Source organism: uncultured Desulfosarcina sp. (assembly GCF_963664155.2).
Taxonomy (GTDB): domain Bacteria; phylum Desulfobacterota; class Desulfobacteria; order Desulfobacterales; family Desulfosarcinaceae; genus Desulfosarcina.
Genome location: NZ_CAXXXH010000001.1, coordinates 4053361 through 4074663, shown reverse-complemented (window position 1 = coordinate 4074663; position 21303 = coordinate 4053361). Strand labels below are relative to the sequence as shown.

The window sequence follows — 21303 nt, the reverse complement described above, 5'->3', positions numbered from 1 at the left end:
ATTGGTTTGATGGGTTGGTTCGTTTTTTCGTTCGTTTGGAACGAACTCACGCATTCCTATCGCGGCTGGAAGCCGCTCCTACGCATCCCACAATTCGAAATTCATTCCTGCCTTCAGTTCCATGTACGAAACCGTGTTCTATCATAAATGGTGAATTGCGGTTCAGATCAAGGCCGCAGGATATTTCCATATGCTGTGGATATCGGAGCGCTTCGGGGTCGAGGCGGAAATGGTGAAGCTGTAACACATCTCTACCGCGAACCGTTTCCAACAAAGTCACTGGAGTGCTCCGCCGTTGACAGCATGTGGAAATTTGAAACCGGAGGCACAGCAGCGCTACGTCGAGGATAGCGCTGAAGCTTCACTACGTGCTCAAAAATTCGAGAACGCAGAGCTGGGCCGCAAGGCGCCGTTTATGATGGAATACTATGAGATGTCGTCGTAGTTCTTGACCAACACCTGCCGCGGCTTCACACCGTCCTGAGGGCCGATGATGCCCTCCTGCTCCATCATTTCGATAATTCGGGCCGCACGGTTGTAACCGATACGCAGGTGCCGCTGGACCATGGAGATGGACGCCTGGCCGGCCTGGGTCACCAGGGCCACGGCATCGTCGTAGCGTTCATCGTACTCCTTCTCGCCGTCGGCTTCGGCTTCCTTGACCGGGGCCTGGACGACGCTCCTGTCGTAATCGGGAGTCTGCTGTTTTTTCAGGAATTCGACCACGCGGGTCAGCTCCGCCTCGGAAATATAGGCCCCATGGATGCGCTGGAGCCGTGCGGTTCCCGGGGGCAGGAAGAGCATGTCCCCGTTGCCCAGCAGGCTCTCGGCGCCGTTGCTATCGATGATGGTGCGCGAGTCGGTCTTGGACGAAACCTGAAAGGTCAGGCGCGTGGGAAAGTTGGCCTTGATGATGCCGGTAAGCACGTCCACCGACGGCCGCTGGGTGGCCAGGATCAGGTGGATGCCGGCGGCCCGGGCCATCTGGGCCAGGCGGGTCAGCGCCACCTCCACGTCCCGGGAGGCCACCATCATGAGATCGGCCAGTTCGTCGATAATGATGACGATATAGGGCAGCGGTTTGGCCGGTTCCGTGGGAGCCTCCTCGCCTTCGACGGGAGGGGCGGCCGGCTCTTTGTCGATCTTTCTGTTATACTGGTCGATGTTGCGGGTCTTCTTCTCCGAGAGCAGTTCGTAGCGATGCTCCATCTCGCGTACGGCCCAGAACAGGGCGTTGGTGGCTTTCTTGACGTCGGTGACCACAGGGGTGATCAGGTGGGGGATGCCGTCATACATGGACAGCTCGATGCGCTTGGGGTCGATCATGATCAGCTTCACCCGGTCCGGGGTCAGCTTGTACAAAAGGCTGCAGATCATGGTGTTCAGGGCCACGCTCTTGCCCGTCCCGGTGGCGCCGGCGATCAGCAGGTGGGGCATCTTCTCCAGTCCGGCGGAAACCGGGTTGCCCACGATGTCCTTGCCCAGGCACAGGGTAAGCGTGCTTTTGGCCTGTTCGAAGGAAGGCGACAGGATCATCTCCTTGAAGCGAACCGTTTCCCGATCGGTATTGGGGATCTCCACACCGATGACGGCCTTTCCCGGAATGGGCGCCACGATGCGGATGCTGATGGCCCGCAGGGCCAGGGCCAGGTCGTCGGTAAGGCTGACGATGCGGTTGATCTTGACGCCGGGAGCCGGCTCGTATTCGAAGGTGGTGATCACCGGCCCCGGGGTGACGGCCATGACTTTGCCGTTGACGCCGAAATCCTCCAACTTCTTTTCCAGCAGCCGGGACTGCATGCGCAGGTTCTCTTCACTGGTGGACTGGGGCCGCGCCTTGGGGTCATCGAGGAAGTTGACCGACGGCAGGGAAAAACTCGAAGCGCTCTTCATGAATTCGAACACGGCTTGCTTGGGCACCGGCTTGACCGGTACCGGACTGGGGTCGGGGGTCTTGATCTCGATCTTCTCTTTTTTCTTTTTCTTCTCGGCCTTCAGGTTCTGGCGGCGCTTGAAACTTTTCTGGCGGCGCTCCTTCCACTTGATCAGGACCGTGGCAATACGGTCGAAGAGTGCGGAGTTGGCCGATTTGCACCGGCGATAGAAGGCCACCACGGAAAACCCCGTGGCCATGATAAAGCCGATGAGCCACACCAGCATCAGGATTAACGATCCGCCGGCCGGATTGGAATACCGCACGGCAAAAGACTTGAGGGGGATACCGACGATGCCGCCCGCAGTGAATCGGCTGCCGAAAAGCAGATAGTGATCCTGCTTCAAGGCCAGCAGGCTGCCCGTGGTGACGATCAGCAGGAGGCCGCCGGCGGCCAGCGGCAACAGGGCCTGACCGGTGTCCTTGCCGAAGAAAAGAATGCTGCTCAACAGGAAAAGAAAGGGAATCCAGAAAGCGCCGATGCCGAACAACCCCACGAGGCTGCCGGCGAAATTGGCGCCGAAGACGCCGAAAAGGTTCTGGATCTTGCCACTGCCGCCGGCATTGAAGAACAGGCAGGGGTCACCCGGATCGAACGAAAGCAGGCTGATCAGGCTGAACACCACCATGAAGAAAAAAAGAATGCCTATTATTTCTTTTTTCATTCTCAAACTTCCACCAGAAAGGGGAGAATCACCGGCCGGCGTCCGATGGTATAAAAAAAATACTGCCGCAAGGCGGTCTGGATGCGACTGCGGATCCGGTTGACCCGATTGGGCACATCCGGGGTGACATCCTCCACGATCTCCAGGACCACGCATTGGGCATCCTGGAGCAGGTACCCCGTCTCCGTTTCGAAGACAAATCCCCGGGATACGATATCGGGTCCGTAAACCACGATGCCGGTCTCTTCGTCAAAGGCCATGTTGACCACCACCAGCCCCTCCTCGGAGAGCAGACGCCGCTCCTTGAGCACGCTGCGCCCCACATCGCCGATGCCCTTGCCATCGATGAGCACCCGCCCGGAGCAGATGCTGTCACGAATCCGGAACCCCTTTTCATCCAGCTCGATAATCTGGCCGTTCTGAGCCAGAATCAGGTTGTCGTCGGGGATGCCCACCTCCCGGGCCAGGCGTTTGTGCAGCACCAGGTGGCGGTACTCGCCGTGCACGGGCATGAAGAACCTGGGTTTGGTCAGGTTGATCATCATCTTGAGCTCTTCCCGGAAGGCATGGCCGGACACGTGGATGTTCGAAATCTTCTCGTAGACCACATCGGCGCCACGCCGGTAGAGGTTGTTGATGATGTTGGCGATGGCTTTTTCGTTGCCCGGAATGAATTTGGAGGAGAGAATGACCGTGTCCTCTTTGTGGATCTTGATCTGCTTGTGGGTACCCGCAGCCATGCGCGCCAGGGCGGACATGGGCTCGCCCTGGCTGCCGGTAGTGACCATGATGATCTCGTCGTCCGGGTACATGTTCAGATCATCGATGTCGATCTCCATGCCTTCGGGGATGTCCAGATAGCCCAGGTCACGGGCAATGGCAACACTCACCTCGATGCTGCGGCCGTTGATAACGATCTTGCGGCCGCGGACTTTGGCGATGTTGACGATCTGCTGAATACGGGCGATGTTGGAGGCGAACAGGGCCACGATGATGCGTCCGGTGGCCGCATCCGTGATCCGTGACAGTTCGGCGCCGATCTCCTGCGCGGAAATGGTGTGGCCCTCCTTCTCCACGTTGGTGGAGTCGGACAGCAGGGCCAGCACGCCCTCTTCCCCGCACTGGGCGAAACGGTTCACGTCGGTGAGCATGCCTTCCACGATGGTCTGGCTCATCTTGAAGTCCCCGGTGTGGACCACCATGCCCACCGGCGTGCGGATGGCCAGGCCCACCCCGTCCACGACACTGTGGTTGACCCGGATGAACTCCACCTCGAACGGCCCGATCCTGATGTGCTCCCGTGGCAGCACCTCGTGCAGGGACGCCGTGGCAATCAGCTCGTGCTCTTCCAGCTTGTGGCGTGCGATGCCTAAAGTGAAAGGCGTTCCGAAAACCGGTACGTTGATCTCTTTGAGCAGAAAAGGCAGGGCCCCGATATGATCTTCGTGGGCATGGGTGAGGACGATTCCCGATACCCGATCCCGGTTCTGGCGCAGGTAATCCATGTCCGGGATCACGTAATCCACCCCCAGCATGTGGGCTTCGGGAAACATGAGACCGGCATCGATGACGAAAATCGTATCGCCATACTCCACCGCCATCATGTTCAGGCCGATTTCACCGAGGCCGCCCAACGGGATAAGTTTCAGCATGGCCCTACGATCCCCGCCTCTCTTTTTCAAGATTGTCGACCAGGATGGTCCGAATGCGCTCCAGCAGCGCGTCCTTGGTTTTGCGGGTGTAGCCGGCCGTCTCCACCGGATCCAATATCTCCAGGGTCACCGGCGCCGGACGGATCAGGAAGTGCCCCTTGGGGATGATATCCCGGGTCCCCCGGATGATGATGGGTACGATGGGCACCCCCGAATCCACGGAAAGCACAAAACCGCCCTTCTTGAACGGCAGGATCCGGCCGTCCCGGCTGCGGGTTCCCTCGGGGAAAATCAGTACGCTGGTGCCGCTGCGGATGGTGCGGGCGGCCCGCTCCAGGCTTTCGAAGGCCGACTTGCGGTTGGAGCGGTCGATGCTGATGTACCCCACCCCGCGCATGGCCCGGCCGAAAATGGGAATTTTGAACAGTTCAGCCTTGGCCAGCCAGCGGAACTGAACCGGCAGGCGCCCCAGCAAAAGCGGAATGTCGGCGTTGCTCTGGTGGTTGGGCATGTAAATGTAGGACCGGTCGGGGTCGAGTTTCTCGGCGCCGATGACGGTGACCTTCACCCGGCTGACCCACAGGATGGAATTGGCCCAGAACCGGGCGAGCAGATGGGGACCGTTGCCCGTCCGGCTGAAAAATGAGCAGACAATGACCGTGCTCGCGACAACCGCTGTCACCAGGAGGGTCCACAGAACGATAATCAGCGTCTGTATCCGGTATACGATGGATTTTAGCATGGCCAGTGACGTTCCGTCCGATCAGGTGATGATTTCCAGTTTTTCAAAAATGGCATCCACGGTCCGGACAAGCCAGTTACGCTGCCGCTCATCGGCATAGTGGATACAGTCACAGCGCACCCGGCTGCGGGTTCGAACCAGCAACTCGGCGGCCAGACGGTCCGGCCCCAGTTCCAGGGCCGCGAAAAAGGGCGCGCAGGCGGTGTGCGTCTGCTGCACCCCGGAAAGCAGTGTCTTATCAACGGGCATCCAATACAGGCCGTCCACGCCTGAATCGCCGAAGGTTTCATCCAGGTAGTTTTTTACTTTTTCGTAATCCTGCGGGCGGATTTCGTCAATCACATATTGCTTCATCGTGGAATCGTCCCTAGCACAAAACAGTTTAAATCTCAATATATATGTTCAACCCGGAACCTGAACAACAACCGGTAGGGGGTGGACTTATCCCACCATGTATGTCCCGGTCCCCACGGCCACCAGCAGCTTTTCCTCGTTGTGCATTTCCATGCGGACCACGGCGACCTTGCGGCCGGAGCGCATGATCCGCCCGGTGGCCGAGAACCGATTGCCCCGGCCGGGCCGCAGGTAATCCACCCGCAGGTCGATGGTCCCCACCTGGGCGAACATCCCCTTGACCTCCTCCTCGGACAGGCCGGCAACACGTGGTAACAGGCTGGCCGACGCCGTGAGGCCGCCCACGGCGTCGAGTACGGAAGAAATGACCCCGCCGTGAAGGGTGCGGTGAAACACATTGCCGATGAGATCCTCTCGCATGGGAAACGCCATGCTCCCGCCATCTGAAGTCACCGAGGTGACGGTGATGCCCAGCACCCGGTTAAAAGGCAGCCGCTCCTCATAGAGCCGGCGAAGTCTGTCATAGAAGCCCCGATCCGCTTCCTTTTCAATGCCCATCATTTAACCCTCTCCCTTGATTTATAAAGGTCCTGCCGAATACGAGAATCACGGATACTGTCATCAGCGGGGACTATACCAGAATCCTGGAAGAAAAATAAACCATCCTCGATGCGCGAGGTGATGCATCAGGCCGTTGACAACCGGAACAGAGAAACGATGTTGTTGAATTTTCGACCCGATGAGGTGAAAACGGGGATGCTTGACATTTACCCCCAAGGGCAATAAAATTCAGCATATGCCAACAACTCCCGGGGCTCAATTCCCTTTTGCGCCGAACATCCTGTGTGTTCTTATCTCAACCCGGGCCGGTAGTCTTGTCCGAAAAAAATTTGAACCTTTTTCGGCCCGGTATTTCTTCTCCCCGAAGCAGAGTCGCACAGTCGCCCCGACGATCGAAATAGCGTCCGCCCCTTTCGCAGGCTGTTGATATCTATTGCGCTTGGCCCTACGGCGTAAACATTTGGCTCAAAATGCTCATTTATCACACGTCCGCCCCTTAAGGTTAACCAAGGATTGGAACGATGAACCAACGGCCTAGCGGGAAAGTGACACTTAAACTGGCCATCGTCGGCGGTGGCCGGGCCTGCAAATTCTTTCTTAAACTGGTCAGTCTCGGCAACCTGCCCTACCTGCAGATCGACATCATCGGCGTATGTGACATCAACCCCGAGGCCGAAGGATTCTGCATGGCGCAGCAACTGGGGATATACACCACAACCGACTTTAAGGATCTATTCAAGTTAAAGGACCTTGACGGCATCATCGAACTGACCAACAACCGGGATGTTCTCGTCGAGCTGATTCAACTCCGCCCCGCCCGTGTCGGGATTGTCGAACACAATATCGGCCGGCTGCTGAGGAATCTGTTTACGGTGGATCAGAAGCTCAGATCTGCCGAACAGCAGATCGTTTTCGAAAAGGCGGTACGCGATTTTCTGATCCAACAGAACCAGCAATGCATCGTGGTCATCAACACCGATTTTACCATCGAAGCGGTCAACGACGCTTACCTGACCACTGTTGGCAAAACCCGCGACGAGGTAATCGGCACCCCTTGCTATCGCCTCATTCACGGATTGGATGCCCCCTGTGACACCCTGAGCAACGGCATGGTCTGCCCGATGTTGGAAACCCTGCGAACCGGCCGGTCGGCCAAGGGAATTCATTCGGTGCCCATGGGAGGAAAGGCATCGGCATTCCATGACATCGTGACCTATCCGGTACGGAATTCAAAAGGCCAGACCGTTCGGGTCATCGAAATCTGGATGGATATCGCGCAGGAAATCACCTCGCGTTGGGAAAAACGCGAACGGGAACTGAAATCGGACTTGAACAAGCTCATTCAGGAAGACCGCCTGATTTCGCTGGGCAAGCTGGTGGCCAGTTGTGTGCATGAAATCAACAACCCCATTCAGGGGCTGTTAACCTTCAGCCACCTCATGAAAAAAATGTTGGTTACCGACCAGCTCACCGACGACGAAATCAGCGAGCTGCGGGCATTTTCGGGGATCATGGCCGATGAACTGGAACGCTGCGGCAAGATTATCAGCGGCCTGCTCTCCTTTTCGCGGGAAACCCACATTGCCTTCAAGGACATCAATCTCAATGAGGTGATTTCAAGCGTAGTCGATCTGATCCGCCACCGAATCGAACTGCAGGACCTGTCTTTCCGGCTGGATCTGGCCCGGGAACCGCTTTTCGTCCACGGGGACACCAATCGGCTGCAGCAGTGTTTTCTCAATCTGGTTTTCAATGCCATCGAGGCCATGGGTCCCGGCGGCCGATTGGAAATCAGGTCGACCGGCATCACCGATCAGCGGTTGGCCGAAGTGGAAATTCGGGACACCGGCCACGGGATTCCCCGAAAGCATCTGGACCACATTTTTGACCCTTTCTTCACCACCAAAGCCATGGGCGAGGGAACCGGCATGGGCCTGTCCATCGTTTACGGCGTTGTTAAAAACCATCGGGGGGAGATCAAGGTCTGCAGCGACGTCGGCAAAGGCACGACGTTTACCATCCAGCTTCCGCTGGCGTCCGCGGCGCGCTGAACTGGCGGTCAGGGGCGGCCCGCAAGGACATCCGTTCAACCCTGGAGGACCCTATGCACATCATGATTGTCGATGACGAAAGAATTATCCGGGAATCCTTTTTTCACTGGTTTCAGAAAAGCGGACACAAGGTGGCAATGGCCGCCTCCGGCAACGAGGCATTGGGAAAACTCGGAGAAACCCCCTTCGACCTGCTTTTCGTAGACATTAAAATGCCGGGAATGGATGGGATCGAACTGCTGGCAGCGGTAAAAGCGGCGTACCCAGAAACCATGGTCATCATCATCACGGCTTACGGATCCATCGAATCCGCAGTTCAGGCCATGCGAATCGGCGCGACCGACTACCTGCTGAAGCCCTTCAAGCCGGATCAACTCTCCCTGGTAATGGAAAAGGTGGTTCAGCAGCAAAAAAGACAGTCTGAATACAACTATCTGAAGGGTCGCCTGGAGAAGATTACGCGATTTGACAATATCATCGGGCAGTCACCGGCCATGACGGCTATTTTTGAAATGATCACCGAGGTAGCCGGCACCGATGCATCCGTGCTCCTTGCGGGAGAGACCGGCACCGGCAAGGAACTCATCGCCAAGGCCATTCATGCCAAGAGTCCGAGAGCCAATCTCCCGTTTATTGCCATCAACTGCGGGGCCATACCCGACACCCTGCTGGAAAGCGAGCTGTTCGGACACCAAAAAGGCGCCTACACCGGCGCAATACAGGAGCGCAAGGGATTTTTTGAAGTCGTCAACGGCGGAACGCTCTTTCTGGATGAGGTCGGCGAAATCAGTCAGAAGATGCAGGTGGACCTGCTGCGCGTGCTGGAAGAAAAAAAGATTACCCGGGTGGGCAGCCGCCAGCCGGTGGCAGTGGATTTCAGGCTGATCACGGCAACCAGCCGTGACCTGGAAGCGCAGATCCATGCCGGGGACTTTCGGGAGGATTTCTACTACCGGATCCATGTCGTTCAGATCGATATTCCCCCCTTGCGGGAGCGCAGAGAGGATATCCGCCTGCTGGCGGCGCATTTTCTGAAAAAATTCTGCCACGAGACCACCAAACGGGTGGATCGCATTTCGCCCCTTGCATCCAGGGTTCTTGAGACCTACGACTGGCCGGGCAATGTGAGGGAATTGGAAAACGCCATCGAACGGGCCGTGGTGTTGTCCAAATCACGCATTTTGAACGATTCGGATTTCGCCTTTCTACGGCCGCCCCCAGTGACCACGCCTCCGGGGCCGTCCCTTCGCGAGATGGAAAAAGATCATATCTGCCGAATTCTTGACCGCCATGAATGGAATGTCACCCGGGCGGCCAAAACTCTGGAAATCAACCGCGTCACCCTGCATAAGAAAATCAAGCGATATCAGTTGAAACCCGCTGGTGGAAATAACGGTAGCCGATGAGTGGTTCCGCCAACCCGAACCGGGCGAAATCCGCAGTCGCCGTGATTCCCTTTGCGGGTGCCTCGACCATCGCCGCCAAGGTCATCGCCGCGCATGTTTCCGGATACCTGAACCTGGCGGTTGAAACACTCCCCCCAGAAAAGATTCCCCCCGACGCCCTGGATAAAAGACGCATGCAATACAACGCCGCCACCCTCATTCAAACCGTTGAGAGCATGCGCCTGGAGGACTACTTCAAGGTCATCGCCCTTTTTGATGTGGATCTGTTCACCCCTATTTTCACGCACGTTTTTGGGGAGGCCCGCCAAAACGGACGGGTGGCGCTGGTCTCCCTTTTTCGCCTGGAAAGCCATATGGACGGATCCTCGCCGCCTTACGACCGGGTTCTGGAGCGGGCCGCCAAAATCGCGCTGCACGAGTTGGGGCATCTGCTGAATCTGCTGCACTGCGACGATGACCGCTGCCTCATGTATTTTTCCGGCAGCGTGGACACGCTCGATCAAACCGGTTTTAATTTCTGCCGTCACTGCCGCACGGCTCTGCGCCGTAAACTGCAGCAGGAGGGTATCACCACCACACCAACCTGACGGGATGTCGTCACGGGTTTCTTTGGGTATGCAGAAACTGAGTCACCAGCGTATCCCACTCAAGTTCGTCAACGTTGCCGAAAATATCTCTCACGGCAGTTCCACCCGTGGCGGCCAGGCTTTCGTAGGAAGGTCCCATCAGACCGAGCAATTTACGGCTCTCCTGGTCTATCCACTGGACACTCTCTTTGCCGAAGAACAATCGTTTCAGATTTCGCTTGGGAAGTTCCGGCTCAACGATGAAAAGCCATCCGCTGCCATAAGGGTCTTCATTGACGAGCTGCGGATGCTCCCGAGCGGGATGATTGACCGCCAGAACGGTTCCGGAAACGGGCGATAACACCGCTGCCCGGTAATCGGCCCTCCCGAAGGTCCACCCGACCCGGTCCTGCAGCACCCCGGCGCCTAGCGGGGGGAGGTCGATACTGTTCAAGTCACCGAAAACACGCGCCGCAAAATCGTCGAGGCCTATCCTGACACGCCCCCCATGCTCAAAACGGGCCCACCCGTGTCCCATGTGATAGTAATAGTCATCGGCGATTTTAAATCCGGAGACCTCCCTGCAGACCGGTGTTCCCAGGTCGGCAGCCAGGTCCACCTCGTCCAGCATCTGGTCAAAGGCGCAATGATAGCACTCGTAATTGTATGGACAGGTTTTCGGTGCGGCGATCCGACCGGTCAGTGCATGGCGGCAGGGGCGATTGGCACCGTCGTACCGTTCGACAAGATGCGCGACCCATGTGGGGGCAACGGTCTGGCTGTCGACCATGGGATCGATCTTCATAGCCTGCCGAATGGCTTTGTTAAACGCACATGCATTGCAGTCAAAGGCATTGTCGCAGATGCGGTAATTAATGACACCGGCCTTCATCCAGATGCAGCGGTCCTCGAGAATATTAAAACAGACCACCCGTTTTTTCGGTGAAACCGGCTTTCTCTTTTTCGTGGCGTTCATGGCATTGCCCTCCTTTGTTTGTGGACTATCCACCTCCGGTAAAAAGCAAGGAGTCTGCCAGGCGGCTTCCGAGGCGGGAAAAACAATATTAACCTATTGAAATTAAAATTAATAAAATAATCCTCGCCATTGTCAGGAACATGGTCCTCCATGAAGCCTGCCACCAACAACGATGAAAAAGGCTACTATCCATAGCCTCCCCGTCAATGGAATTAATAATTTTTACTATAAATCCATTGTGTTAAGGAAGCGTAGCGTTTTGCATCGCAAGGCAAGGCCGGTGTTGCCGAAATATACACCGCCCTTTTCCTTGAAAAACCCTTTGGATTGGGATAATTATCGAAAAGCTTATCAGTATGGGCATGAACAGACGCCGATAGAAACCACCATCTGACGCCAATGATAAACACCGACCCGTCAACAACGGATGACCGGTTGCCGGAAGTGGTCATTCCCAAAGAAAATGCCGTCTTCTGGATGGACGGTCGGGGCCGTTGGCAGAATCGTCACGGCCGTTTCGAGCACAAGCGCATCATCGATCACTTCAACCGCTCCATCCGTCGGGACAGGGATGGCTACTATGTCACCCAGACGCGTGGCGACGTCCTCGAAAAAGTCTACTTTACTTACGACGACACCCCGCTTTTCGTTTTCCTGGTCATTACCGAAGACCCGATGCAGCTGGTGCTCAATACCGGAGAAACCATCGCGCTGGATCCGACCCGGCTGTTCGTCCGCTCCGACCAGCTTTACCAAGCAAGGGGCGACGAACGCATCAAGTTCACCGACCGGGCCCTGCTGGCCATGTCCCCCTATCTGGAAGAGAGGCCGGACGGGTTGTCCCTTCGCCTGGAGGATCGAACCTACCCGATTCCGGACCGTTGCCCGGCCCCTTGATGCAACAACCGTTGCGCAACAATATGCAGCATTCCCCGATCTCTCCAAAAATGTCGTATCTTATTGTAAGATAAATTAATTCATTCTACCCACGCTGATGCAAAAAATGTTGCTTGCCATGCAACGCAACATGTCCGGCTGTAGTGTTTTGAGGAGGACAAAATAATTTTTGACATTCATACTGAATAGTTATCTCATTTTTCGCTGGATGGCACACTCCATGCTTTTGAACAGGCATCTCAACTACGAGGCACAATCCCGAAGCCCTGTGCAAGGGCACTTTACCAGGGCGGGAAAGGCCGCTTAAAGAGATCATCCCTTTGGTGAACCATAAGGTGCGGCAATAGGTTATTTTCACAGGCGATCCGTTTGAATAACGACAGCGGGAGGTATCGGTGACTCCGGATAGGCCCGCCAAAACGATTCTCGTGGTGGAAGACGAACCGGATACGAGCATCTTTCTATCCAATCTGCTCACGGCCAACGGCTTTTGTCCGGTCTGCGCGGCAACCCTTGCCGAGGGTCTAAAAAAGGCAGCGGATGCATGTCCGGATCTGATCATCATCAACGCCATGCTGCCCGGCGAAGCGGGGATCCGGCTCTACCAGAGCATCCGGACCAATGACCGCCTGTGCCATATTCCGGTAGTAATGCTCTCCACGCTGGACAGCAGGACCTTTTATCGGTGCCCCGGGGCCAAACGGTCACCAACCGGCCGCCATATTCCCGAACCCGAGGCCTATCTCCAGAAACCACCGGAAGCGGATGAACTGCTGACCGTTGTCAACCGGCTGTGTGCAGCCTGTTCAACAAATTTGGGTGATCCGGAATAGTTAATTGATGCATTCAGGAACCATGGGATTAGGGGAACGTCGATGACCATCAAGATCGGATTCTACATCTGCCATTGCGGAATCAACATCGCTCACCGGGTCAGGGTGCAGGAAGTGGCCGACTTCGCCCGCGGATTGAAGAACGTAGTCGTTTCCCGCGATTACAAATTCATGTGCTCCGACCCTGGCCAGGAAATGATTGAAAACGACATCCGGACGTTCGGCCTCAACCGGGTGGTGGTGGCCTCCTGCTCGCCCCGGCTCCACGAAAAAACGTTTCAGGGCGCCTGCCAGCGGGCAGGGTTGAATCCGTACATGTTCCAGATGGCATCGGTGCGTGAACAAGTCTCATGGGTTACCACCGATACGGATGAAGCCACCCGCAAAGCCAAAACGCTGGCCGCCGGTGCCATCAACCGGGTAAACTTTCACCAGATGCTGGAAACGCGCACCGTGAACGTCCACCCCGATGTCATGATCGTGGGCGGCGGTATCGCCGGCATGCAGGCCGCACTGGACATCGGCAACGCCGGCCTCACGGCCTACCTGGTGGAGCGGCAAACCACCGTGGGCGGCCATATGCTCCAGTTCGACAAGACCTTTCCGACCCTGGACTGCGCGGCCTGCATCGGCACGCCCAAAATGGTGGAAGTGGCCCAGAATCGAAACATCCGGCTGCTCACCTACAGCGAGGTGACCGATGTATCCGGCTACATCGGCAACTACCAGGTCACCGTCACCCGCAAGCCGCGCTACATTAAAGAAGGCGTCTGCACCGGCTGCGGCGAATGCGCCAAGGTGTGCCCGGTCTCCCTGCCCAGCGAATGGGACGAGGGCCTGGCCGACCGCAAGGCCATCTACCGAGCCTTTCCCCAAGCGGTACCCATCACCTTCACCATCGATAAAAAAGACCGGGCGCCCTGCACCACCACCTGCCCGGCCGGGATCAACGTCCAGGGCTACATTCAACTCATCGGCCAGGGCAAATACCGGGAAGCCGTGGAGTTAATCCTGAAGCGGCTGCCCCTTCCGGGCGTGCTGGGACGGGTCTGCCCGCATCCCTGCGAATCGGTGTGCCGACGCCGGGAGGTAGATGCGCCGCTGGCCATCCGTGACCTGAAACGATTTGCCGCCGATCAGGTCGGACCCGAGGACCTGCCGATCCCGGCCATCGCCGACCGGCCCGAGCGCGTAGCCGTGGTAGGCTCCGGCCCCGCCGGGTTGACCGTGGCCTACGATCTGCGCCTGCAGGGCTTCCAGGTCACGCTTTTCGAAGCCCTGCCCGTGCTCGGCGGCATGCTTCGCGTGGGTATTCCCGACTATCGGCTGCCCCCGGATATCCTGGACCGTGAGATCGATTACCTGCTGCGCCATGGCATCGACGCCCGCACCGGCACCCGTTTCGGCACGGATGTCGATCTGACGGACCTGGCAGACCAGGGATATGGCGCGGTTTTTCTGGCCATCGGCGCCCATGCCTCCCTCAGGCTGGGTATTCCCGGCGAAGACGCCGCCCACGGCGTAATCGACGCCATCGCCTTTTTGCGGTCGGTCAACCTGGGCGGCCGGCAGCAGCCCGGCCGGGAGGTCGTTGTGGTGGGCGGCGGCAACGTAGCCATCGACGCAGCCCGGGTGGCCAGGCGGTTGGGCGCCCGAACGGTAACAGTGGTCTACCGGCGCTCCGAGAAGGAGATGCCGGCCTATGCCGAAGAGATCCGGGGGGCCAGGGATGAAGGCATCGACATCGCCACCCTCGCAGCCCCGGTAGCCATTCTGACCACGGACGGCCGGGTGGTCGGATTTCAATGCATTCGCACCGAACTGGGCCCCCCGGACAACACCGGGCGGCGCCGGCCGTTGCCCGTGGAAGGATCCGATTTCGTGATCGACTGCGATGCGGTGATCCCGGCCATCGGCCAGCAGACCGACGCGGCCTGGGCGGAAAAGATACCCGCCCTCAACCTGACCCGGCGCGGCACCGTGGCCGTAACTCCTGAGACCATGCAGACATCCATCCCCCATGTGTTTGCCGCCGGCGATGCCGTCAGCGGACCGGCCACGGTGATCGAAGCCGTGGCCGCCGGACACAAGGCGGCGGCCGCCATCCAGCAGTTCCTCGACGGTGCGGACCTGGAAGAATTCGCCCGGACACTGGCCCTTCGGACCCCGCCGGGAAGCGACTGGGCCGCCATTCCCGAAACGATCAAGCCGCTGCCTCGGGTGAAGCCCGAACACAACCGGGATGCGGACCGGGCAGCCACCTTCGCCGAGGTCGATCCGTGCATGAGCGAGGCCGATGCCCGGCAGGAAGTCTCCCGATGCCTGAACTGCGGAGTGTGCAGCGAGTGCATGGCCTGCGTATCGGTCTGCGAGGCCAAGGCCATCGACCACACCATGACGGCTATCCAGGAAACCATTCAGGTGGGCAGTATCATCCTGGCCACGGGATATGACCTGCTCGACCCCACCCCCATGAAACCCTTCGGCTACGGCCGCTATGCCAACGTTTTCACCAGTCTGGAGTTCGAACGGCTGAGCAATGCCACCGGCCCCACCGGCGGACGCATTCTCATGCGCAACGATGCCGGCGGCTTCGCCGATCCACCTCAAAGCGTGGCCCTGGTCCACTGTGTGGGCAGCCGGGACGTCAATTACCATCCCTACTGCTCCCGGGTCTGCTGCATGTACGCACTCAAGTACAGCCACCTGATCAAGGAGAAGGTGGGCCATCATGCCCAGGTCTACGATTTTTACATTGACCAGCGCTGCTTCGGCAAAGGCTATGAGGAGTTCTACCGCCGCTGCCAGGAGGAAGGCACGGTTTTCATCCGCGGCAAGGTGGCCGAAATTACCGACCGCAGCGAATCGGAGGCGGAGGCCGGAAAGCTGATCGCCATCGCCGAAGATACCCTGCTCGGCGAACGGGTGCGGGTGCCCGTGGACATGGTGGTGCTGTGCAGCGCCATGGAAGCCCGCACCGACACACCGGAGGTGGGACGCATCTTCGGCGTCAACCCGGGGGCGGACGGGTTCTTTCTGGAGGAACATCCCAAGCTGGGCCCCCTGAACACGGCCACAGACGGCGTTTTTCTGGCCGGCGCCTGCCAGGGTCCCAAAGACATTCCGGACACCGTGGCCCAAGCCTCCGGTGCGGCGGCCAAATCCCTCTCTTTGGCCACCCGGGGCGTGGTTGAGGTACCGTCGGCCATCAGCTGGATCGACCCGGAAATCTGTTCGGGGTGCCAGACCTGCATCGACCTGTGTGCCTATGGCGCCATCGAGTTCGACGCCCGACGCCAGGTCAGCGTGGTCAACGGCGCCCTGTGCAAAGGATGCGGCAGCTGCAGCACGGCCTGCCCGTCCAATGCCGCCCAGGTTCGGCATTTCCAGGGTCGGCAGATTTTTGCCGAACTGGATGGGATTATGAATGCGCTCTCAGCCGTGGGCTGAGTGAGTTTCAAGTAGAAAGTGTTAAGTTTTAAGTGAAGGCATTCTGTCGATCATATAATCAGTCCCGACCAACAACTTAACACTTAAAACTTAACACTAAAAATTGGAGATTTTATGGATAACTTCGAACCTTCTATTATCGCCTTCGTCTGCAACTGGTGCACCTACACGGCCGCCGACCTGGCTGGCACCTCCCGGCTCTCCTACCCCAAGAACATCCGATTGATCCGGGTGATGTGCACCGGAATGGTCGATCCCCAGTACGTGATCAAGGCCTTTCTGGAGGGGGCGGACGGTGTGCTGATCAGCGGCTGCCACCCCGGCGACTGTCATTACATCAACGGCAATTACAAGGCCCGCCGCCGGGTGAAACTGCTCAAGGAGATCCTGCCCCGGTTCGGCATCGACAGCCAGCGCCTGCGGCTGACCTGGATCGGCGCCAGCGACGGCATCCAGTTCGCTGGCATCATGAACGATCTGGTGGCCCGGACCCGGGAACTGGGGCCGGCGCTTCCCGACTTGAAGATGGTAATATGAAGCTACCGTTCGATCTCACTGGCTTGTAACCGGAGGGAATCATGACACAGGCAATTCGCATCGACATCGAAAATAAAGACCAGCTTTCAGGCATTCGTTCCTTTTTGGCCGCGGTAATGGAAAAAGCGGGAATCGAAGCCATGCTCGTCCCATCGCGCCTGGCGGTGAAGAACCGGATCATGCCCACGCTGGTATCGGACCCGGCACGACTGGCATACGCCGACCCGCTGTCGCCGTCATTTCCGGTGAACGGCGCCCAGCAGCTGACCCGCCTGACCCGGCTGCCGGCAGGCGGAAAATTGGCCGCCGTCCTGCGCCCCTGCGAGATTCGCGCCTTCAATGAGCTGGTCAAGCTCAACCAGGGCAAGCGGGACGACGTGGTGATCATCGGTCTGGACTGTCCGGGTGCCCTGTCCAATACGGATTTCAGGGCCTTTGCAGACCAGCACGAATCATCGGATGCGGCCACCCGGGCCTTTTGCGCCTCGGCCTTCTCCGACCCCGCGGATGATGAAGCCTTGCCTTGCACCGCCGCCTGTCTGGCCTGCGAGCATCCGATCCCCAATGGCGCCGATATCGTCGTGGAGCTTTTCGGCATCGATTCAGCCGGAGGACTGACCGCCCGCGCACGCACGGAAATGGGGGAAACCGTGCTCATGGGTCTGGATCTTCCGCCGGCGGAGGCGGCGCCACCCCAGCGCAAAACCGCCATCGACAGCACCGTGGCAAAACGCAAACAATTTCGGGAAAAGATGTTTTCCGCGGTATCGGAAGCCACCGGCAGCCTCCAGGGCCTGTCCACCTACCTGGCCGATTGCGTCAACTGCTATAACTGCCGCGCGGCCTGTCCGGTATGCTATTGCACCACCTGTGTCTTTACCACCGACACCTTTCGCCACGAGCCGTTTCAATACCTTCAGTGGGCCCGTCGCAAGGGCGGCGTCAAGATGCCCACGGACACCCTCTTTTTTCACCTGACCCGCATGGCGCACATCAGCACCGCCTGCGTAGGCTGCGGCCAATGCACCAATGCCTGCCCCAACGACATTCCCCTGTCCAACCTGTTCAGTTGGGTGGCCCACCACACCCAAGGTGCCTTCGGCTACGAAGCCGGTCTGGATCTGTCCCAACGGCCGCCCATGTGCGGTTTCGAAAAAGAGGAATATGGAGAGGTAGTGGGAATTTAAGATTTCAAATTTGAAATTTGAAATTTTCGGGAGGGAAAAAAATGGATCGGAAAATCGGCAGCGCCCTCGTTGCAGGCGCCGGAATCAGCGGCATCCGGGCGTCCATCGACCTGGCCCAAATGGGATACCGGGTGACCCTGACCGACCGGGCGCCGCATATGGGCGGCATCCTGAGCCAGCTGGACTACCAGTTTCCCTCTGACCGTTGCGGCATGTGCCGGATGCTGCCCATGGTAGACCGGGATGCCGGCATCCAGACCTGTCTGAGAAAAGGGCTCTTTCACGAAAATATCGACATCCTTCTGGGTACGTCTCTGGTCTCGGTAACGGGCGATCCGGGCAAATTTGAGGTCACCCTGAACCAGCCCTTCAACCCTATCGATCCCGACCGGTGCACTGGATGCGGCCGATGCAGCGACGTCTGCCCGGTGACGGTCCCCGACGCCTTCAACGCCGGTCTGACCCCGCGCAAAGCGGTCTATCTGCCGGTCCCCCACAACATTCCCAATACCTATACCATCGACCCGGCTGCCTGCACCCGCTGCGGCGCCTGCGAGCCCATCTGCCCCACCGGAGCCATTCGCCTGTCTGCCGTGGGCCGGCAGGCCTTTCGCATCCTGGTGGTGGACGACGAATCCATCATTCGACAGTCGTTGGATGCCTGGCTGGGCGACGAAGAAGGATACCGCGTTGAAATGGCGGAATCGGGCCCCGATGCGCTGGAAAAACTCGCCGCGGCCCCCTTTCATCTCATGCTGCTGGACATCAAAATGCCGGGGATGGACGGCGTGGAAGTGCTGGAAAAAGCCAAGCTTGTACAACCGGCCCTTCAGGTGCTGATGATGACCGCCTACGCCACCGTGGAAACCGCCGTGGACGCCATGAAAATCGGGGCCATGGACTACCTGATCAAACCCTTCGAACCCGAAGCCCTGATCCCCAAGGTCGCAGCCGTGTATGCGGCCTTTCAGGAAACCGGCTACCACAAACAGACGGTGGGGGCCATCGTCCTGGCCACCGGAACCACGTGCTTTGACCCGTCCGTGGGGAAAAACCCCATGGGGTACGGAATCGTGCCCAATGTGGTCACCAGCCTGGAGTTCGAGCGCATGCTCAGCGGAACCGGTCCTGATCGCGGACAATTACTTCGCCCATCGGACAAACGCCCGGTGAAACGGGCGGCCTGGATCCAGTGTGTGGGTTCCCGGGATCTTCAGTCCGGTGCCGATTTCTGCAGCACCATCTGCTGTATGTTCGCCCTCAAGGAGGCCTCCGTGGCCCGGGCGATCGCCGGCGACGATTTTCAGGCCACCATCATCTACATGGACATGCGCACCTTCGGGAAATCCTTCGAGCGCTATGGACAACACACCGAATCTGCCCAGGGCGTCAGGCTGGAACGGGGCCGGGTCCACTCCATCTCCCCCGCTTCGGGCAGCGACGATGTGGCCATCCGGTGGACGGCCGCATCGGGAGAAATCCACGAAGCCAGTTTCGATCTGGTGGTGCTTTCCATCGGCCAGCGGCCCAACGCCCGGACGGCATCGATGGCCGAGGCGCTGGACGTCGAAACCGACGGGTTCGGCTTCGTCAAGACCGTGCCCTTTTCCGATACCCGCACCCGGCGGGCCGGGATCTTTGCCGGAGGAACCCTTACCGGCCCAACCGATATTGCCGAATCGGTGATCCGCGCCTCCTCGGCTGCCGTCAACGCCTCCCGAACCATTCACCGCACCGGGGGAGGCCTGGCCGAAAAATCCGCCGTTACCGATGCGTACCGGGATGTGTCCCGCGAACCGCCCTGCATCCTGGCGGTGCTCTGCCACTGCGCAACCGCACCGGAAAGCGATTCGGACCTGCAAACCGTGTCGGCACGGCTGAAACAGGATCCGTCAGTGGCCCGGGTGGTTATCCTGGACAGCATCTGCACGGCCGACGGCTGGCAGGCGTTGACGGAAATCGATACCACCGGCATCAACCGGCTCCTGGTGGGAGCCTGCCGTACGATCGCCTATGGCAAAAAAGTCCGCGGCCTGGCCACATCCTTTGCCCTGGACCCGGCACTGATCGAATCGGTGGTCATGGACGACGGTCAGGGAGCGGCCTCCCCGGCGACCGTCACCGCGATCATGGCCGGCATCTCCCGGCTGAAGCAGGCGTCGCTGGGAAGCGTTGACGGCCTGACTGTGGTCAACCGGGCACTGGTGGTGGGCGGCGGCATCGCCGGCATGAGCGCGGCCCTGGCCATCGCCGACCACGGCGTGGCCGTCACCCTGGTGGAGGCATCCAAAAAACTGGGCGGCAATCTGGTCTGGCTTGATCGGACCATCGACGGCGCGCCCATTGCCCCTTTTCTGGAGGAAGCCATCGGCCAGGTCGAAAAACATCCCAAGATCGAGGTGATGACCGACAGCCGCGTGGTTGGCGCCTTCGGCCAGGCCGGGCACTTTTTCTCGACCATCGAAACAACCGAAAAACCCACCACCACCGTCGAACACGGGGCCGTCATCCTGGCCACCGGCGGCAGCGAGGCGTCCACCGAGGCCTACGGCTATGGAACCAGCGACGCGGTGGTCACCCAGAGCGAGCTGGAAACGCGCCTCCATGAAAACCGGCTGGACACCGATGCGATGACCGCCGTGGCCATGATCCAGTGCGTGGGGTCGCGGGAAGAACCGCGCAACTACTGCAGCCGCGTCTGCTGCCCCACCGCCCTGAAACAGGCCCTCTGGCTTAAAACCCGCAAACCCGATCTCCAGATTTACATCCTCTACCGGGACATGATGACCTGCGGCCTCAGCGAAGCCTGGTACACCGAGGCCCGCCGTCAGGGAATTCTGTTTTTTCAATACCGGCCGGACCGCAAACCGGAAGTCCGCATCACCGCCAATGAAACGGCACCGGTATCGGTGCGGCTCCATGACCCCATTCTGGACGCACCGGTGGAGATTGCCGCCGACCTGCTGGTACTGGCCACCGGCATCCAGCCCCGCCTGCCCGAAACACTGGCGCTGGCCTACGGCGCCGAACGGGACCGGGACGGTTTTTTCCTGGAAGCCGATTCCAAATGGCGGCCCGTGGAAGCATTGAAAGCCGGGGTTTTCGGCTGCGGCATCGTCCTGTCACCCCGGTCCATTCCCGAAGCCGTGGCCACCGCCGAGGCCGCCGCCGGCCGTGCCCTGGCCATCCTGACGGCAGATCGGCTGCCGGCCGCCCGAACCACGGCCATCGTGCGCCACAGCCTCTGTACCCTGTGCCTGCGCTGCATCGAAACCTGCCCCTACGACGCCCGTTTTCTGGACGAAACCGGACAGCGGGTCCTGGTCAACCCGGCCATGTGCCAGGGATGCGGCGACTGCGCCACAGTGTGCCCAAACAGTGCCGCCATCGTAGAGGGATTCACCCATCGGAGCCTGTTTGGCGCCATAGAAGGAGCGTTTGCGACGATGTAGGGGCACGGCGCGCCGTGCCCCTACCAAATCATTTATACCCA

Annotated in this window: 15 protein-coding genes; 9 read left to right on the top strand and 6 right to left on the bottom strand. The window is 59.1% G+C overall.

Going from position 1 to position 21303, the window contains the following annotated elements:
• Window positions 1–426: 426 nt before the first annotated feature.
• From ACHZBS_RS18570 to ACHZBS_RS18550, 5 genes are all read right to left on the bottom strand, one after another.
• Window positions 427–2598, bottom strand: coding sequence for a DNA translocase FtsK 4TM domain-containing protein (locus ACHZBS_RS18570; protein ID WP_319408019.1), 2172 nt, complete (start codon window positions 2596–2598; stop codon window positions 427–429).
• 2 nt (window positions 2599–2600) lie between these two features.
• Window positions 2601–4250, bottom strand: a complete 1650-nt coding sequence (locus tag ACHZBS_RS18565; protein ID WP_319408018.1) for a ribonuclease J — start codon at window positions 4248–4250, stop codon at window positions 2601–2603.
• A 4-nt stretch (window positions 4251–4254) separates the two neighbouring features.
• Complete coding sequence (locus tag ACHZBS_RS18560; protein WP_319408017.1) at window positions 4255–4992, bottom strand: lysophospholipid acyltransferase family protein; 738 nt, start codon at window positions 4990–4992, stop codon at window positions 4255–4257.
• Between the two features lie 21 nt (window positions 4993–5013).
• Entirely contained in the window at window positions 5014–5346 is a 333-nt protein-coding gene (locus ACHZBS_RS18555) for a hypothetical protein (RefSeq protein WP_319408016.1), read from the bottom strand.
• A gap of 87 nt (window positions 5347–5433) precedes the next feature.
• Window positions 5434–5907: a thioesterase family protein gene (locus ACHZBS_RS18550; RefSeq protein WP_319408015.1), complete on the bottom strand. Its 474-nt coding sequence runs from the start codon at window positions 5905–5907 to the stop codon at window positions 5434–5436.
• 521 nt (window positions 5908–6428) lie between these two features.
• Between ACHZBS_RS18550 and ACHZBS_RS18545 the strand changes: the two genes are divergently transcribed.
• Genes ACHZBS_RS18545 through ACHZBS_RS18535 form a run of 3 tightly spaced genes read left to right on the top strand, consistent with a single transcriptional unit; the run spans window position 6429 to window position 9951 of the window.
• Window positions 6429–7958, top strand: coding sequence for an ATP-binding protein (locus ACHZBS_RS18545; RefSeq protein WP_319408014.1), 1530 nt, complete (start codon window positions 6429–6431; stop codon window positions 7956–7958).
• Between the two features lie 53 nt (window positions 7959–8011).
• Complete coding sequence (locus tag ACHZBS_RS18540; protein ID WP_319408013.1) at window positions 8012–9364, top strand: sigma-54 dependent transcriptional regulator; 1353 nt, start codon at window positions 8012–8014, stop codon at window positions 9362–9364.
• Window positions 9361–9951 carry an archaemetzincin family Zn-dependent metalloprotease gene (locus ACHZBS_RS18535; protein WP_319408012.1) on the top strand — a complete coding sequence of 197 codons (591 nt, stop codon included), beginning with the start codon at window positions 9361–9363 and terminating at the stop codon, window positions 9949–9951. The genes ACHZBS_RS18540 and ACHZBS_RS18535 overlap by 4 nt, the downstream gene beginning before the upstream one ends.
• A gap of 10 nt (window positions 9952–9961) precedes the next feature.
• On the opposite strand, the gene ACHZBS_RS18530 is transcribed toward ACHZBS_RS18535, so the two are convergent.
• Window positions 9962–10906, bottom strand: coding sequence for a glycine cleavage system protein H (locus tag ACHZBS_RS18530; protein WP_319408011.1), 945 nt, complete (start codon window positions 10904–10906; stop codon window positions 9962–9964).
• A 399-nt stretch (window positions 10907–11305) separates the two neighbouring features.
• Between ACHZBS_RS18530 and ACHZBS_RS18525 the strand changes: the two genes are divergently transcribed.
• The 6 genes from ACHZBS_RS18525 (at window position 11306) to ACHZBS_RS18500 (ending at window position 21262) form a co-directional block, all read left to right on the top strand.
• Window positions 11306–11803, top strand: coding sequence for an MFS transporter permease (locus ACHZBS_RS18525; protein ID WP_319408010.1), 498 nt, complete (start codon window positions 11306–11308; stop codon window positions 11801–11803).
• Window positions 11804–12198: 395 nt separating this feature from the next.
• Window positions 12199–12636: a response regulator gene (locus ACHZBS_RS18520; RefSeq protein ID WP_319408009.1), complete on the top strand. Its 438-nt coding sequence runs from the start codon at window positions 12199–12201 to the stop codon at window positions 12634–12636.
• A 42-nt stretch (window positions 12637–12678) separates the two neighbouring features.
• On the top strand, window positions 12679–16086 hold the full coding sequence (locus tag ACHZBS_RS18515; RefSeq protein ID WP_319408008.1) for an FAD-dependent oxidoreductase: 3408 nt from the start codon (window positions 12679–12681) through the stop codon (window positions 16084–16086).
• A 114-nt stretch (window positions 16087–16200) separates the two neighbouring features.
• Complete coding sequence (locus tag ACHZBS_RS18510) at window positions 16201–16623, top strand: hydrogenase iron-sulfur subunit (protein WP_319408007.1); 423 nt, start codon at window positions 16201–16203, stop codon at window positions 16621–16623.
• A gap of 41 nt (window positions 16624–16664) precedes the next feature.
• Window positions 16665–17810, top strand: a complete 1146-nt coding sequence (locus tag ACHZBS_RS18505; protein ID WP_319408006.1) for a Coenzyme F420 hydrogenase/dehydrogenase, beta subunit C-terminal domain — start codon at window positions 16665–16667, stop codon at window positions 17808–17810.
• A gap of 41 nt (window positions 17811–17851) precedes the next feature.
• Window positions 17852–21262, top strand: coding sequence for a response regulator (locus ACHZBS_RS18500; RefSeq protein ID WP_319408005.1), 3411 nt, complete (start codon window positions 17852–17854; stop codon window positions 21260–21262).
• Window positions 21263–21303: the final 41 nt, after the last annotated feature.

Coding starts and splice junctions, on each gene's coding strand:
- ACHZBS_RS18500 (WP_319408005.1), top strand. CDS start 17,852: ATGGATCGGAAAATCGGCAGCGCCCTCGTTGCAGGCGCCGGAATCAGC.
- ACHZBS_RS18540 (WP_319408013.1), top strand. CDS start 8,012: ATGCACATCATGATTGTCGATGACGAAAGAATTATCCGGGAATCCTTT.
- ACHZBS_RS18550 (WP_319408015.1), bottom strand. CDS start 5,907: ATGATGGGCATTGAAAAGGAAGCGGATCGGGGCTTCTATGACAGACTT.
- ACHZBS_RS18555 (WP_319408016.1), bottom strand. CDS start 5,346: ATGAAGCAATATGTGATTGACGAAATCCGCCCGCAGGATTACGAAAAA.
- ACHZBS_RS18565 (WP_319408018.1), bottom strand. CDS start 4,250: ATGCTGAAACTTATCCCGTTGGGCGGCCTCGGTGAAATCGGCCTGAAC.
- ACHZBS_RS18510 (WP_319408007.1), top strand. CDS start 16,201: ATGGATAACTTCGAACCTTCTATTATCGCCTTCGTCTGCAACTGGTGC.
- ACHZBS_RS18505 (WP_319408006.1), top strand. CDS start 16,665: ATGACACAGGCAATTCGCATCGACATCGAAAATAAAGACCAGCTTTCA.
- ACHZBS_RS18515 (WP_319408008.1), top strand. CDS start 12,679: ATGACCATCAAGATCGGATTCTACATCTGCCATTGCGGAATCAACATC.
- ACHZBS_RS18535 (WP_319408012.1), top strand. CDS start 9,361: ATGAGTGGTTCCGCCAACCCGAACCGGGCGAAATCCGCAGTCGCCGTG.
- ACHZBS_RS18545 (WP_319408014.1), top strand. CDS start 6,429: ATGAACCAACGGCCTAGCGGGAAAGTGACACTTAAACTGGCCATCGTC.
- ACHZBS_RS18570 (WP_319408019.1), bottom strand. CDS start 2,598: ATGAAAAAAGAAATAATAGGCATTCTTTTTTTCTTCATGGTGGTGTTC.
- ACHZBS_RS18560 (WP_319408017.1), bottom strand. CDS start 4,992: ATGCTAAAATCCATCGTATACCGGATACAGACGCTGATTATCGTTCTG.
- ACHZBS_RS18530 (WP_319408011.1), bottom strand. CDS start 10,906: ATGAACGCCACGAAAAAGAGAAAGCCGGTTTCACCGAAAAAACGGGTG.
- ACHZBS_RS18525 (WP_319408010.1), top strand. CDS start 11,306: ATGATAAACACCGACCCGTCAACAACGGATGACCGGTTGCCGGAAGTG.